Annotated in this window: 12 protein-coding genes; 4 read left to right on the top strand and 8 right to left on the bottom strand. The window is 34.8% G+C overall.

The genetic code is table 11. The features are described 5' to 3' along the window. Nucleotides 1-6: 6 nt before the first annotated feature. On the bottom strand, nt 7-531 hold the full coding sequence (locus MYRA21_RS11195; protein ID WP_006260795.1) for a GNAT family N-acetyltransferase: 525 nt from the start codon (nt 529-531) through the stop codon (nt 7-9). A gap of 5 nt (nt 532-536) precedes the next feature. Continuing rightward, nucleotides 537-1,319 (bottom strand): diaminopimelate epimerase, encoded by a 783-nt coding sequence (gene dapF / locus MYRA21_RS11190; RefSeq protein WP_006260794.1) that lies wholly within the window; start codon nt 1,317-1,319, stop codon nt 537-539. 134 nt (nt 1,320-1,453) lie between these two features. Between dapF and MYRA21_RS11185 the strand changes: the two genes are divergently transcribed. Then, nucleotides 1,454-2,854, top strand: a complete 1,401-nt coding sequence (locus tag MYRA21_RS11185; RefSeq protein ID WP_006260793.1) for a trypsin-like peptidase domain-containing protein — start codon at nt 1,454-1,456, stop codon at nt 2,852-2,854. A 113-nt stretch (nt 2,855-2,967) separates the two neighbouring features. Next, entirely contained in the window at nt 2,968-4,416 is a 1,449-nt protein-coding gene (locus MYRA21_RS11180) for a glyceraldehyde-3-phosphate dehydrogenase (protein ID WP_006256790.1), read from the top strand. A gap of 73 nt (nt 4,417-4,489) precedes the next feature. On the opposite strand, the gene MYRA21_RS11175 is transcribed toward MYRA21_RS11180, so the two are convergent. After that, nucleotides 4,490-5,059 (bottom strand): TlpA disulfide reductase family protein, encoded by a 570-nt coding sequence (locus MYRA21_RS11175; RefSeq protein WP_006256791.1) that lies wholly within the window; start codon nt 5,057-5,059, stop codon nt 4,490-4,492. 195 nt (nt 5,060-5,254) lie between these two features. Between MYRA21_RS11175 and MYRA21_RS11170 the strand changes: the two genes are divergently transcribed. Further along, on the top strand, nt 5,255-6,235 hold the full coding sequence (locus MYRA21_RS11170) for an IS30 family transposase (protein WP_039328002.1): 981 nt from the start codon (nt 5,255-5,257) through the stop codon (nt 6,233-6,235). Nucleotides 6,236-6,352: 117 nt separating this feature from the next. On the opposite strand, the gene MYRA21_RS11165 is transcribed toward MYRA21_RS11170, so the two are convergent. Continuing rightward, nucleotides 6,353-7,672 (bottom strand): solute carrier family 23 protein, encoded by a 1,320-nt coding sequence (locus tag MYRA21_RS11165; protein ID WP_006260792.1) that lies wholly within the window; start codon nt 7,670-7,672, stop codon nt 6,353-6,355. 134 nt (nt 7,673-7,806) lie between these two features. Further along, nucleotides 7,807-10,068, bottom strand: a complete 2,262-nt coding sequence (locus MYRA21_RS11160; protein WP_006256793.1) for an aconitate hydratase — start codon at nt 10,066-10,068, stop codon at nt 7,807-7,809. Between the two features lie 307 nt (nt 10,069-10,375). Here MYRA21_RS11160 and MYRA21_RS11155 point away from each other — a divergent pair, with 307 nt between their 5' ends. After that, nucleotides 10,376-10,840 (top strand): OsmC family protein, encoded by a 465-nt coding sequence (locus MYRA21_RS11155; RefSeq protein WP_006260791.1) that lies wholly within the window; start codon nt 10,376-10,378, stop codon nt 10,838-10,840. Between the two features lie 87 nt (nt 10,841-10,927). Here the strand turns inward: MYRA21_RS11155 and MYRA21_RS11150 are convergent, their stop codons facing one another. From MYRA21_RS11150 to MYRA21_RS11140, 3 genes are all read right to left on the bottom strand, one after another. Next, nucleotides 10,928-13,690 carry a bifunctional aconitate hydratase 2/2-methylisocitrate dehydratase gene (locus tag MYRA21_RS11150; protein ID WP_006260790.1) on the bottom strand — a complete coding sequence of 921 codons (2,763 nt, stop codon included), beginning with the start codon at nt 13,688-13,690 and terminating at the stop codon, nt 10,928-10,930. Nucleotides 13,691-14,100: 410 nt separating this feature from the next. Then, nucleotides 14,101-15,474: a peptidylprolyl isomerase gene (locus tag MYRA21_RS11145; protein WP_006256796.1), complete on the bottom strand. Its 1,374-nt coding sequence runs from the start codon at nt 15,472-15,474 to the stop codon at nt 14,101-14,103. Then, nucleotides 15,461-16,330: a hypothetical protein gene (locus MYRA21_RS11140; RefSeq protein WP_006256797.1), complete on the bottom strand. Its 870-nt coding sequence runs from the start codon at nt 16,328-16,330 to the stop codon at nt 15,461-15,463. The genes MYRA21_RS11145 and MYRA21_RS11140 overlap by 14 nt, the downstream gene beginning before the upstream one ends. Between the last annotated feature and the right edge of the window lie 242 nt (nt 16,331-16,572).

Genomic DNA, 16,572 nt, shown 5'->3' with positions numbered 1-16,572 from the left:
TTTTATTTAAAATAATAATTGATACAACGCTTCGTCTTTATAAACTCCGCCAACTCTTTCCCAATCTTTCTTTATACCTACTAGTTTAAAACCGTATTTTAAAAACAGTTGTTGACTAGGATAATTATCTACCGAAATATTAGCATACAGCTGGTGCAAACCTAATACTTCTTTGCCATAATTAATAACTAATTCTAATGCTTCTGCTCCTGCTCCTTTCCCTCTATCCTCTGGGTGTTGGATTACAATACCTACACCTGCTCTATTGTTCTTAGGGTCAAACTCAAATAGATCAATCAGTCCTAATGTCTGCTCTGTATCTATATCACAGATTACTAATCGCAACTGCTTTACTTCATAGATATCGAGATGAGCATTCTCTAAATACTGTCGAATCAAGAAGCGACTATAAGGTGTCACCGTATTACTAACTTCCCATAGATCAACATCATTCTCTACCTGATAGATGAACTCTAAATCTTCTGGCTCTAAAGCACGTAAAAATATAGCATTCCCACGAATATGTAACATCTTTTTTATATTTCTATTGTCCCTTCAAACGCTAGTTTGGCTGGTCCGCTTAATACTACATTTCTATAACTAATACGATCCTCTGTCTCAAAACTAATCGTCAGACTTCCTCCCTCTACATCTATCTTCACTTCATTGTGATCACACTTCCCCTGAGCATACATCGAGATAGCTACTGCAGTAGCTCCTGTACCACACGATAAGGTCTCGTCTTCTACCCCTCTCTCGAATGTGCGTATTCTGAAATGATTAGGTCCTTCCTGCTCTACGAAGTTTACATTAGTTCCTCCTGGTGCGTATAATTCACTCTCTCTTATCTCTTGTCCTATACCGAATACATCATAATTTCCTAAATCTCTCACTACCTGTACATGATGAGGTGATCCCGTATTTAAAAAGCTGTATGACTTCTCTATCTCTATCCCTGACACATTGATCATCTGTAGCGATACTATCCCCTCACTACTAATGGTAGCAGTATGTTCTCCATCTATAGCTATAAAACGGCAATTGTCATTAATTATTTTTAACTGTTTCGCAAAGGCTACTAGACATCTACCTCCATTACCACACATGGTACTCTCACTTCCATCTGCATTATAATAGACCATTCTAAAATCATATCCTTCTGCTTCTTCTAACAAAATCAAACCGTCTCCACCTATTCCAAAGCGTCTATGACATAAATGTGCTACTAATTCCTTGTCTTCTTTAGGAAAAAAACTAGTGCGGTTATCTATCATTACGAAATCGTTACCAGTTCCCTGATACTTATAAAATCTCAACATATAGCTAATCTTACTTAAAGTGGTAAAAATACAAATAATGTATGTTAAAACACGGTGTTAAGTGATGGTTAAACATCATTTTGTTCAAATTTTTATTTATTAATTTTAGTCTTATTTAATTAATAGATTTATATATGAAAAAGATCTTAGGTGTTTTTTTAATTTGTTTATTAAGTGGTAGTATGACACTAGCTGGTTATAAGTATTTTTTTGAAAATCAAAACAATACTGAACTAAGTAAAGTAGAGGATCTACCCTCTGCACTTTCTACTACCAAATCTTCTATTATCCCAAATTCGTCTATTGATTTCGTTGAAGCTGCTGAAAATACTGTAAATACAGTAGTTCACGTCAAAAATCTAAGCTTTGTATCTTCTCGTTCTAACCCTATCATGGAACTATTCTATGGGTATAAGCCTTCGCCAAAACCTCAGATAGGAACAGGGTCAGGTGTTATCATTACTGAAGATGGTTATATCGTTACGAATAACCATGTGATCGCTAATGCTTCTGAACTAGAAGTGACACTCTCGAATAATGAAACGTATAAAGCGAGACTAATCGGTACGGACAAAGAAATGGATATCGCACTATTAAAAATAGAACCAAAAGAGAAATTATCTTATATCGTATTTGGAGATTCTGACGACATTCAACTAGGAGAATGGGTTATCGCTGTAGGTAATCCTTATAACTTAACCTCTACAGTGACAGCAGGTATCGTATCTGCTAAAGCTCGTAATCTATCTAAGACAAGTATTCAATCTTTTATACAAACAGATGCCGCTATCAACCCTGGTAATAGTGGTGGTGCCTTAGTCAATACTAAAGGAGAATTAATCGGTATTAACACCATGATCTCGTCTAACACAGGTGCTTATGTAGGGTACGCCTTTGCTGTGCCTTCTAATGTAACGCGTAAGATAGTTGAGGATTTATTAGAATATGGAAATGTACAGAATGCTACTCTAGGGGTATCTGGATATGAATTAACTCCTCAAATCGTCAAAGAGCTCAACATTAGCAATACTTCTTTTGGTTTTTATATTCAAGATATAATAACGAACTCCGGTGCGGCTCAGGCTGGATTAAAAAATGGAGATATTATCACTAAGATTAATAATAAAGAGATTAAGACCTTTGTAGACCTCCGCTCAATCATTAATACTAAACGCCCTAAAGATATAGTAGCAATAGAATATCTAAGGGGTAACGATACACATAGTACCTCTATAACACTTGGTAAGAATGAACCTCGCAAAATAGAGTTTAGAGGATTAGAATTACAAGAACTAGATACAGCCGAAAAAGAAGAATTAAACATCAACTACGGATTTAAAATAACGAAGATATTAGACAAGGATTTTGCGAAATATGAAGACGATTTGATCGGTAGTATTCTCCTTTCTATCAATGATCTCAAAGTTTCTAACATCAATCAAATTAAAAATATCGACTCTCAGATTAATCAAAATCAAAAAATAAAGCTCACTTTAATGAATAAAAACGGAGAATACCTTCGTTTACTAATATAATCGTAAGGTTCACCCAATAAATACACTAAAAAGAGTATTTTAAACTTTACAACTTGATTAATTCATTAAAAAAACAGACTTTTGCAGTAATTTATCACAACACAATTTAATATATGAAAAATACTAGTCTTTACGAGAAAGAATTAGCTTTTCAAGCAGATCGTAGAAAAGCATGCGTAGAGTTTATTAAGATTATTAGTGACCTATGGTATGACAAGTCTATTGAACTATTAATGTTCCGTAACCAACTTATCGACCGTAGCGTTAGCGATATCATTAACTTACATGAGTATGCTGCAAAATTTGTTGGGAAACCAATCAATATTTTTGATTCTGTAGAAATAGCTGAAGCGATTCAACGAGCTGACTTACCACCTTCTAGAATCGATATCGGTCGTTTAACTTATGAATATCACTTAGAAGACAACAAGCACAGCAATGCTTTAGACTTTGTTATTTCTAAATTAAAAGATGCTAAAGAAACAGAAGAATTAGTACCTAAAGACGTAGTACTTTACGGATTCGGACGTATCGGACGTTTATTAGCTAGAGAGTTAATGAATAAAATCGGTAAAGGACAACAAATGCGTTTAAGAGCAATTGTAACTCGTGATAAAAACGATGCAGTTCTTTTAGAAAAACGTGCTTCTTTACTTAAATATGATTCAGTACACGGAGACTTCGAAGGTTCAGTAATCGCTGATCCTGAAAACAATGCTTTAATCATCAACGGTACTACAGTACACATGATTTCTGCTAATGCTCCAGAAGAAATCGACTATACTCAATACGACATTGAGAATGCTTTAATCATCGATAATACAGGTGCTTTTAAAACTGATGAAGATTTAAAACGTCACTTAACTTCTAAAGGTGCTTCTAAAGTATTATTGACAGCTCCTGGAAAAGGTGTACCAAACATCGTTCACGGTGTTAACCACACTGAGTATGATCCAAACCAAGTAGATATCTGGTCTGCTGCTTCTTGTACTACGAATGCTATTACTCCTATCTTAAAAGTAATGGAAGATAACTTCGGTGTAGTAAAAGGACACTTAGAGACTATCCACGCATATACAAATGACCAAAACTTAGTAGATAATATGCACAAGAAATACCGTCGTGGTAGAGCTGCTGCATTAAACATGGTTATCACTGAGACAGGTGCAGGAAGTGCTGTAGCTAAAGCGTTACCATCATTAGCTGGTAAACTTACTTCTAACGCTATCCGTGTACCAGTACCTAATGGATCACTTGTAGTATTAAACTTAGAAGTTGGTAAAGAAACTTCTGTAGAAGATTTAAATGAAGTAATGCGCAAAGCTGCTCTTAATGGAGACTTAGTAGAGCAAATTAAATATTCTATCAATAACGAATTAGTATCATCTGATATCGTAGGAACATCTGCTCCATCTATCTTCGATAGTAAAGCTACTATCGTTTCTGCAGATGGTAAAAACGTAGTTATGTACGTATGGTATGATAACGAGTATGGTTATAGCCACCAAGTTATCCGCTTAGCTAAGTACATCGCTCAAGTTAGACGTTATACTTACTATTAGTAGATAGTAAGCTTAATATATAAAAAAGTCCAGCATTAGCTGGACTTTTTTTATACTTCTATGTATTACATTTTTATTTCAATAATTCGTCTAGTGTTACTCTAAACTTAGAGCTATTCCAGTCAGCTGCCCTGAACTTACGCACTACTATATTTCCTTTTTTATCTATTACATAAGATGCTGGTATAGATTCAGAAAATAAAACAGCAGGAGCTGCATTCTGCTCAAAATAAATAGGTAAAGTATACTGATGCTTCTCTTTAAAAGCCTTTACCTTATCAGGAGACTCTGAGGTAACGAAAAGAAATACTACTTTATCTTTATAATCGTTATAAAGCTCTTGAAAGCTAGGTTTCTCAGCTAAACATGGAGGGCACCACGTAGCCCAAAAGTTAATGATAACCACTTTTCCCCTAGTCTTATCTAAATCAAAAGTTTGTCCGTGCTCATCTATTAAATGCCATGACTCGTAATTCACTGTTTGTTGATTTTCGACTTTCTCTAAGCTAGGACTCATAGCCACAAGCCTATTCAACCACACCTTCGCACTATCTCCTAAAGGAGTAAATAAAAAAACTCCTAATACTAAAATAAATATAGCATTAGATATCCATCCTTTCTTCTTGGTATTCTTCTCACTCATACTCTTACTTTATTCAATATTTAAATCTAGAATACTCATTATACAAATACTACAAACCTATTCTACCTTAGATTCAACAAATAAATGCAACAGCATTTAAAAGAACAGCGGGGAACATTTGCCCCATGGGGCAAATGTTCCCCGCTGTTGGCGAAAAAAAACATCTACTTTTGAAGTTCCTACACAATCAAAAAGATGTCACATTTAACGTTAGAACAAAGATACAAAATAGAAGCATATAAAAATTTAGGTAGATCACTTAGTGAAATAGGTGATTATATAGGCAAAGACAGATCAGTTGTTAGCAGAGAGCTTAAACGTAATTCAGATGGTAGAAACGGTGTTTATAAAGCCGATCTTGCTCAAAAAAAGACAACACTTCGTCATAAAGAAAAACCTAAGCATAAACGCTTAAATAAAAGTGTCAAAGCAACCATTTTGTCGCTGCTCAATAAAGATTATAGCCCTGAACAAATAGTAGGAAGATGTAAAATAGAGAAGATAGAAATGGTTTCAGTAGAATGTATTTATCAGTTTATTTGGAAGGATAAAAAGCAAGGAGGAAAGCTTTATAAGCATCTACGAAATAAAGGGAAAAAATATCGTAAAAGAGGAAGCAATAAAGATAGTAGAGGGGTAATATCGAACAGATTAGATATAGATGAAAGACCTGGTATTGTTGACAAAAAAGAAAGAATAGGAGACTTAGAAATTGATTTGATAATAGGAAAAAATCATAATGGAGCCTTATTAACTATTAACGATAGAGCCACAGGGATTTTACTAATGGGGAAGGTTGAATCTAAACAAGCTCATGCGATAGAGGCTAAAACAATAGAGCTATTAAAGGATTACAAACCTCTTCTACATACAATCACTTCTGATAATGGAAAAGAGTTTGCAAACCATCAAAATATAGCTAATGCGTTACAGATTGCCTATTATTTTGCAAAACCTTATCACAGTTGGGAAAGAGGCGCTAATGAAAATTTAAATGGTTTAGTCAGACAATATTTCCCGAAAATGAGTAACTTCGATTTAATTACACAACAACAAATAGATAGAGTTGTAAATATTTTAAACAATAGACCAAGAAAGAGATTTGGTTTTAAATCGCCTAATGAAGTTTTTGCAGATAAATTAGACAAAATAGCAACTGTTGCATTTATAACTTGAATTCACGTACGTTATAATTATTGTACAATCACTTTTCGTTTATCTTTTTATAATGTATTCTGAGTTAAATATATAAAGAAGTCGTCACAACAAAAAATGTACTTATCTAAAACTGCACTAAGATTTTCTAAACATATCGTCAAAGTCCACATCTACTCTTCCTGGTAATACGATATTTAATACTATCCCTATAATAGATGCCAATGCCATTCCTTCTAATGAGAATAATTCTCCTATATGAATAGCTGCTCCTCCGATACCGATAATCAATATAACTGATGAAATAATCAGGTTTCTCTTTACCTTAAAGTCTACATCATTCTCAACTAACATTCTCAATCCACTCGAAGCAATAATACCAAATAAGAGAATAGAAACACCTCCCATTACAGGTGCAGGTATCGTACTTAACAAAGCTGATATCTTACCACAAAAACCAAACAGAATAGCAAAACATGCTGCTCCCATAAATATATATATACTAAAGGCTCTTGTAATAGCTAATACTCCAATATTCTCACCATAAGTAGTATTAGGTGGTCCTCCTATCAATGAGGCTAACATAGTAGCTACTCCATCTCCTAACATACTCTTATGCAATCCAGGATCTTTTATTAAATCTTTATCAATGACTTTGCTCAATACCAACTGATGCCCTATATGCTCTGCAATAGGTACAATAGCTACAGGTAACATCAATAAAATAACATACCATGACACAGTAGGCTCGTAATGTACGAAAGGAACCATAAAACTAGGCACTTCAAACCAATTAGCTTCAATTACTCTTTCGAAGTGAACCACTCCCATGATTGCAGAAAAACAATAACCTCCTACAATACCCACTAGCACAGGGATAACACTAAGAAAACCTCGGGTAAATATTGCTGTAATAATCGTTATGGCTAACGTTACTAGACCAATCATGACGTAAGTTAGGTCATACTCCCCTTGAGGATTATTAGTCACCATACCGATGGCTGTACTCGCTAGTCCTAATCCTATAACCATAATAACAGGCCCAACTACAATAGGTGGCAATAATCTCATTAACCAATTAGTACCTGCCTTAGCAATTAGTAATGCTACTAAAGAATAAACAACTCCTACAAGAAAACTACCTACTAAAAAACTACCTACGGGCATTCCTGAAGAAGGATCTGCCTCTAAAGCTTTCATTGCTATAATAGGGTTTATAAAAGCAAAAGAAGAGCCTAAGTATGAAGGAACTTTCCCTCTAGTTATAAAGATAAAGACCAATGTACCAATACCACTCGATATTAAAGCTATAGCAGGATTCATTCCTGTCAAGGTAGGAACTAAAACTGTCGCTCCAAACATCGCAAATAAATGTTGGACACTCAATAGAATCCACTGCCCTAATTTAGGCTTCTCATCTACTGCTAATACTATTTTCTTATCCTCTATATCACTCATTTGTTGTCTTGTTTACTAGTTATAATTAGAGTGCAAAATTAGTTAATTCAAAGTTAATAACACCTCTATTCAAACAGATAAAAAAAGGGTACCTCAATTGAGATACCCTTTATAATATAGAATTGTAGAGTTAATTACTTACCTGCTGCAATTAAGTTTAATGCAGAACCTGCTTTAAACCATTCTATTTGACTAGCGTTATACGTATGGTTAGCCATGATGATGTCCTTAGATCCATCAGCATGTACGAACTCTAATGATAACTGTTTACCTGGTGCAAACTCAGTTAAATCTAAGAAGTTGATTGTATCATCTTCTTTTATCTTATCATAATCAGCTTCATTAGCAAACGTTAAAGCTAACATTCCTTGTTTCTTTAGGTTTGTTTCATGAATACGTGCAAAAGACTTCACTAATACAGCTTTTACCCCTAAGTGACGAGGCTCCATAGCTGCATGTTCACGAGAAGAACCTTCCCCATAGTTTTGGTCCCCTACTACAATAGTTGGTACACCTGCTGCTTTATAAGCTCTTTGAACTGCAGGTACTGCTCCGTAAGCACCTGTCAGTTGGTTCTTCACTTTATTTGTCTCGTGATTAAAAGCATTCTCTGCTCCTATCAACATATTGTCAGAAATATTATCTAAGTGTCCACGGAAACGCAACCAAGGACCAGCCATAGAAATATGGTCTGTAGTACATTTACCAAAAGCTTTAATCAACAATTTAGCTCCAGTAATGTTCTTTCCATCCCATGGAGTAAATGGCTCTAACAATTGTAAACGACTAGAAGTAGGGTTTACATCTACTACTACATTTGAACCATCAGCAGCTGGTGCTTGATATCCAGGATCCTCTACTGCAAAACCTTTAGTCGGCAATTCATCACCTGTAGGAGGTACTAATTTTACTTCTTCTCCATTATCGTTAATTAGTGTATCTGTGATAGGGTTAAAACCTAAGTCACCAGCAATAGCTAAAGCAGCTACCATTTCAGGAGATGTTACAAAAGCATGGGTATTTGGGTTACCATCCGCACGCTTAGAGAAGTTACGGTTAAACGAGTGAACAATAGTGTTTTTCTCTTGTTTATCAGCTCCTTCACGATCCCATTGACCGATACATGGCCCACAAGCATTGGTAAATACTTTTGTTCCCATCTTCTCAAAAGTCTCAATGATACCATCTCTTTCAATTGTATAACGAATTTGTTCAGAACCTGGGTTAATACCAAATTCTGCCTTAGGAGTGATTCCTTGAGCTACTGCTTGTTCTACAATAGAAGCCGCTCTAGACATATCTTCATAAGAAGAGTTCGTACAAGAACCTATTAATCCCCATTCTACTTTTAATGGCCATCCGTTAGCTTCTGCTTCTGCTCTCATTTTTGACACAGGAGTTCCTCTATCTGGTGTAAAAGGCCCATTAATATGTGGTTCTAATTCTGATAAGTTTATTTCTATTAACTCGTCAAAGTATTTTTCTGGGTTAGCGTACACTTCAGCATCTGCTGTTAAGTGTTCAGCTACCTTATCAGCAGCATCCACTACATCTTGACGACCTGTAGCTGCTAAATATCTTCTCATTGAATCATCGTATCCAAATGTAGAAGTAGTCGCACCTATCTCTGCTCCCATATTACAAATAGTACCTTTACCTGTACATGACATAGAAGTAGCTCCTTCACCGAAATACTCTACGATAGCTCCAGTTCCTCCTTTTACAGTAAGAATATCTGCTACTTTAAGAATAACGTCTTTAGGGGCAGTCCAACCGTTTAACTTACCAGTTAATTTCACACCTATTAATTTAGGAAACTTTAATTCCCAAGCCATGCCAGACATTACATCTACTGCATCAGCTCCACCTACACCTATAGCTAACATACCTAAACCACCAGCATTAACTGTATGTGAATCTGTACCTATCATTAATCCTCCTGGGAAAGCATAGTTCTCTAATACAATTTGGTGAATAATACCTGCTCCTGGTTTCCAGAAACCAATACCATATTTATTAGATACAGAAGATAAAAAGTTAAACACCTCTGACGATTGGTTTTGTGCTGTTTGAAGATCTGTAGCAGCACCTACTTTTGCTTGGATTAAGTGGTCACAGTGCACAGTAGTCGGTACTGCTACCTTTTCTTTACCAGCATGCATAAATTGTAATAAAGCCATCTGAGCTGTTGCATCTTGACACGCTACACGGTCTGGCGCAAAGTCAACATAGTCTTTACCTCTCTCAAATGATTGTGATGGTGTTCCATCCCATAAGTGAGTATATAAAATCTTTTCTGAAAGTGTTAATGGACGACCTACTAATTCACGAGCTTTTGCTACGCGGTCAGGCATCTTATCATACACTTTTTTAATCATTTCAATATCAAAAGCCATAATAAAGTTCTTTTTTTACAATTTAAATTATTAAAACAATTTACAGTTTTTTACCTCTAATAAATTCTATATAAATGTTAAAACAATATATTTAAAATGATTCTATTTAACTGAAGTAAGTTTTACAAAAGAGACTATAATACTATGTCTAAGTATAATATTGCAACAAATGATTAGTTAAGTATTTTGTTTAAATTTGAATCATATTAATAAGGAAATTATTGCCCTTACTTAAACTCACCAACTATAATATATAGATAAGCAAATGCTACTTATGCATTCATCATCTTATTTAAAACAAATAACTATGTACAAACATCTTTTTAAAGCAGCGCTAAATTGGATTGCTATCGACAAGCAAAAAGAGTCGAACAAAAAGGTGTATGCTAAAAGCCATACCATCAAAATAAAAGGAAAAGATATTTTACCTATTTCAGCAGCCAAAGCCTTTAAAGGAGACCCTACGTTGCTAAATCCAGAAGACTTATTGCTAAGCGCTCTTACATCATGTCATATGATGTCGTATTTATACGTATGCCAACAACACGATATAGAAGTACTTGCTTATGAAGATAATTCGGAGGCTACATTGGTACTAAATGATGATGGTAGTGGACGTATAACCAAAGTGGTTTTAAATCCGATAGTACGCATCAGAGATGAATCACAAAAAGAACTAGCGCTACAACTACATGTTCAAGCCAACAAACTTTGCTTTATTGCTAATTCTTGCAATTTTGAAATAGAACATCATGCACAATGCATTGATTAACGTGATCCCATAAAAAAACGAGCCTATCTAATATTAGATAGGCTCGTTCTATATTAACTACATTTAAATATTTCTATTTAGCGTATATTATTTAGTAGGAATTGGTTTGAACTTCGTTAAGTTAATTCCTTCTACAGAAGATTTGTACTCTTCGATAGTAGGGATTCTTCCTAAGATAGCAGAAAGTACTACTACTGGAGTAGAAGCTAATAAAGACTCTCCTTTTTTACGTTCAGAATCTTCTACCACACGTCCTTGGAACAGACGAGTAGATGTAGCCATTACTGTATCACCTTTAGCAGCTTTCTCTTGGTTACCCATACATAAGTTACAACCAGGACGTTCTAAGTACATAATGTTTTCGTATTCTGTACGGTTAGTTGTTTTTGGTAATAAATCACTAAACTCAAATCCAGAGTATTTTTGTAAATATTCCCAATCTCCTTCAGCTTTTAACTCATCAATAATATTATAAGTCGGAGCAGCCACTACTAATGGAGCATTAAACTTAACCTCACCATTTTGTTTTTCAAGGTTTTTAAGCATTTGAGAAACAATCTTTAAGTCATCTTTGTGAACCATACATGATCCTACGAAACCTAAATCAACTTTCTTATCACTTCCGTAGAAAGAAAGCTCTCTAATAGTATCGTGAGTATAACGTTTAGATACATCATCATTATTTACATCTGGATCAGCGATCATAGGCTCATCAATGATGTCTAAGTCAATCACTACTTCAGCATAGTATTTAGCATTAGCATCTGGAGTTAATGCTGGTTTTTCACCAGATCTAATCTCTTCGATTCTCTTATTTGCTTTATCTATTAATCCTTGAAGAACTTTATTGCTGTTATCCATACCTTTCTCTATCATGATTTGGATACGGCTCTTAGCGATCTCTAAAGACTCGATTAAAGTATCATCCTGAGAAATACAGATAGAAGCTTTTGCTTTCATCTCTGCAGTCCAGTCAGTAAATGTAAATGCTTGGTCAGCAAGAAGAGTTCCGATATGAACCTCGATAATTCTACCTTGGAATACGTTCTCTCCTCCGAATTGTTGTAACATTTGAGATTGAGTAGCATGCACTACATCACGGAAGTCCATATGTGGCTTCATATCTCCTTTGAAAGTTACTTTCACTGACTCAGGAATTGGCATAGAAGCCTCTCCTGTTGCTAATGCTAAAGCTACTGTTCCAGAATCCGCTCCGAAAGCAACCCCTTTAGACATTCTAGTGTGAGAGTCACCACCGATGATGATAGCCCAATCGTCGATTGTAATATCATTCAATACTTTGTGAATAACGTCAGTCATTGAGTGGTATTCTCCTTTAGGGTCACGTGCTGTAATTAACCCGAAGTCATTCATAAACTTCATTAACTTAGGGATATTAGTCTGTGCTTTTTTATCCCATACAGAAGCAGTGTGACATCCAGATTGGTATGCACCATCTACGATAGGAGAAATAACTGTAGCAGCCATCGCTTCTAACTCTTGAGCAGTCATTAATCCTGTTGTATCTTGAGACCCAACGATATTAACTTCTACACGTACATCTGATCCTGCGTGTAACACTTTTCCAGGAGTTACTCCTACTGCGTTTCTATTGAATATTTTCTCAACAGCAGTAAGTCCTTGTCCTTCTATAGAAATCTCTTTTGAAGGAGCGAAAACCACAGGAGCTTCTATTCCTAATACTTTCGCAGCGAAAGTTTGGATCTTTTTACCAAATACAATAGCATAAGAACCACCAGCTTTGATAAACTCCATTTTCTGTGGAGTAAGTGCTTTAGCGATGTCGATAAGCTCTTGTTCTCCGTTATATAATTTTTTAGCTTTTGTATCAATAGTCAATATAGTTCCAGTCTCAACAGAGTAAACTTGTTCTAATACAGGCTCACCTTTTTCATTGCGAACTACTTCTCCATTAGCATCTGTTTTCTTTACCCAGTTTTTAAGGTCAAGTCCGATACCTCCAGTTACGTCAACTGTAGTTAAGAAGATAGGAGAAATACCGTTAGTACCACCTACGATTGGAGCAATGTTTACGAATGGTACATAAGGACTAGCTTGCTTACCTGTCCACAATGCTACGTTATTCACACCAGACATTCTAGAAGATCCTACTCCCATAGTACCTTTCTCAGCGATTAACATTACACTCTTACCAGGATGTGCAGCTTGTAGTGCTTTAATCTCTTGTTGAGCAGCAGGAGTGATCATACACTGTCCGTGTAACTCACGGTCAGAACGAGAGTGAGCTTGGTTACCTGGAGATAATAAGTCAGTAGAGATATCCCCTTCACCAGCGATGAAAGTTACTACTTCTATTTTCTCAGCTACTTCAGGAAGTTTTGTAAAGAACTCCGCTTTAGCATAGCTCTCTAAGATATCCTTAGCAATAGCATTACCAGCTAAGAAAGCCTCTTTTAGACGTAATGTATCTGCATCGTATAAGAACACTTGTGTCTTAAGTACTTTAGCAGCTTCTAAAGCGATAGCTTCATTATTACCTAACGCTAAGTCTAAAAGAACCTCGATAGAAGGCCCACCCTTCATATGAGATAATAATTCGAATGCAAAAGCTGGAGTAATTTCTTTTACTACAACCTCACCTAAGATAATTTCTTTTAAAAACTTCGCTTTAACACCAGCAGCACTAGTAGTACCCGGTAAAACATTATAAATAAAAAGCTTAAGAGAATCCTCATGGTATTCGTTCTCAGCATCTTTTACTTGTGCTATAACTTCACTTAATAGTTCAGCACCGTCAATTGGCTTAGGGTTAAGCCCTTGAGTTTTTCTTTCTTCGATCTCGTTGATGTAATCCTTGTAAAGACTCATAGTTATGTCTATTTAATAAAAGGTTGAGGATAGAACCCTGTATCAACCTATACATGTTATTTTGTATTAGTTCTTTTTCTAAGCTTAATCCTCACATACTCATCCTTCTTAGTTTAGATAATTATGTTTAGTTTATCACTTTGAATTTTTGTCAGCACAAATTTAAGCAAACTAATTTATTTTCAAAAGTTTTTAATGAATCCTACAAATACAAAAAATATTATTTACAAACATTCTTCTTTACTGAATTAAATTCAATAGTTTTAATAAACAGAACCTCTTTTTCTGAAATTAATTAATTTTTAATGCTTAATATATCATATTACGATATTTATCCCCTAAACATAAAAAAAACGACATTCTAGCCTATTGCTAAAATGTCGTTTTCATTCCTTCAGATTATTATATTCTTATTTTTTAAGCCAATTATTACGGAATGTACAATTACGAAATTCCCCCTGAATGTTAATATAAGCGTCATTTACCTTACGAGAAACCCATTTATTCACTTCTTCAGCTTGTTTTTTATTTAAAGCCATATTTCTAACCTTCGTATAATCCTCTGCAAAGTCAATTTTATGCTCAGCATATTTCTTATTGATTGTTACTATACGATAGTATTTCTCTTGTTTTTGCATATCGTTCTTTAATGCCACTTGAGATACTTCGCCTTCTTTTAGATTAGACACTAAGAAATATAGTTCTCTATCTTCCATATTATTCAATTCAAAACGTGGGTCTAATGATCTAGGATCTTTCATAATACCACCATTTTGTTTTGTATCCTTATCATCTGACTCACTCGCTGCAGCAGCTGCGAATGTAATCTCCTTATTAGCAATCTTCGTACGGATATTCTCTGCCCTTTTCTTAGCTTCTTCTAATGCAGCATCAGTTGGTTTTGGTTTTAATAAGATATGTCTTAGATCTAAGTGTTGTCCACGTATCTTCTCTAAGTATATGATATGATATCCGTATTCTGACTCGAATGGTTCAGAGATCTCTCCCTCTGCCATGTTGAATGCTACCTCTTTAAACTCTTTTACGAAAGGAGACTTTTTAGTGATAGAATAGAATCCTCCATTACTAGCAGACCCTCTATCATCTGTGAATAGTACCGCTTTACTAAAGAAACTAGCACCATTCTCTAATACGTCTTTCTTCATCTCATTCAGACGATCGATTACTTTTTGCTTTTGCTCTTTAGAAATCTCTGGTTTAATCACAATCTCAGCTATCTCTACCTCATCCCCTACAGTTGGCAACTGATCTTTAGGAATCTCGTTAAAGAACTGACGTACTTCTTCTGGAGTGATAGTTACTTTCTCCACGATATGCTGTTGCATATTCTGTGTCAGTTTATTTTGCTTTACGATTTCGAATAATGCCTCACGTAGTTCCTCTTCATTCTTTTTATTATAGAACTGGATGATCTTATCTATAGAACCTACATCCTCCACCATACGGTTGATTTGTTCGTTCATAAAACTTGTCACCTCAGCATCTGTTACCTCTAAACTGTCTTGTACAGCCTGGTGAGCAAATAATTTATCCTCCAATAGTTTTTCAAACAAATCACATCTTGATAAATCACCTGTAGGGATACGTTGTGCCTTAAGCTCTATCAACGTTTTATCAATCTCTGATTCTAAGATAATGTAATCTCCTACTACTCCTACTACTCCATCTATTTTTCTACCCTGTTTAGTCTGCCCTTGCGCAAATCCTACAAAAGAAAGAGCTAGCCCTAAAGCTACCATTACCTTCTTATTAAAAAACTTCATACCTTTTATTTTTTTTAGCATCCTTTAATATATCTTCTTCGTATTGTTTTAGTAATTCCATTTTACGATCATTAATGACCATCATCTTTAGTGATTTCTTTAAATAACTAAAAGGAATTACACTTCCTCTAGGTAATACTGTATTCACTTTTACAAAATAAGTACTATTTTCTTCTTCTACCTCAAAAAAGGCATTGTTTTTTAAGTAATTATCTTTATTGTTATTATTTAAGAAAGGAAGCTTCTCATATATCTGCTTCACATCCACCCATATAGAGTCATTTAGAGCATACGATTTCATGTGCAGAGACATTCCATCTAACTTCTCATGATCTTCTTTTCGAGACGAACTAAAGTACTTTCTGATTGTACTATAATTACTATTATCCTTTAAGACATTAGCATAAGACATTCTCACTAGCATATCCTCTACAAGGAAATTACTCTTATACTTATCATAATACACTCTCAAGTCTTTCTCTTGAATAATTGTATCTATACTCTTCTGTACTAGTTTTTCTAGATAATCCTTTATTAGTAAATCACTTTTAAATTGATCGACTAATTTATCTATTTCTTCTTTCTTATCACTAGATAGATTAAACTCTGCAGCTTCTATCAATAATTTTTTAGTAGCCCACTTATCTATAAACCGAGTCACGATGGCTAGACTATCCTGCTTATCAGCACTAGAAGGAACTATACCATGTACCTCATCTCTGTCTAGATAAGTATCATTTACCCTTGCTACAGCATTCTCCTTAGACCCAGTGCTACCAAGCTTATCACAAGATACCACCATAGCACCACATAACATACTCAAAAACAAGGTTCCTACTAAGCGATATTTATTCATACACTATTTCTATTTATGAAACTAATTCCCAAAAATACTTATTTTAAAACAAAGTTTTATACCCAAAAACAAGTTACTTTATATTTATCCCTCTCTCCTTTTAAATTCCAACACACAATAATACAAATCTTTACTAAAGTACCTACACTAGTTAACGAAGTATTGATAATAATTATGTAATTATTTTACATAAAGGATAACTCCTTTCCTTTCTAAATATTGCTTCTTTATACTACCAACGT

The organism is Myroides sp. A21 (genome assembly GCF_000807225.1).
In the GTDB taxonomy this organism is placed as follows: Bacteria; Bacteroidota; Bacteroidia; order Flavobacteriales; family Flavobacteriaceae; genus Flavobacterium; species Flavobacterium odoratimimum.
This window is presented reverse-complemented; position numbering and strand designations above follow the sequence as displayed.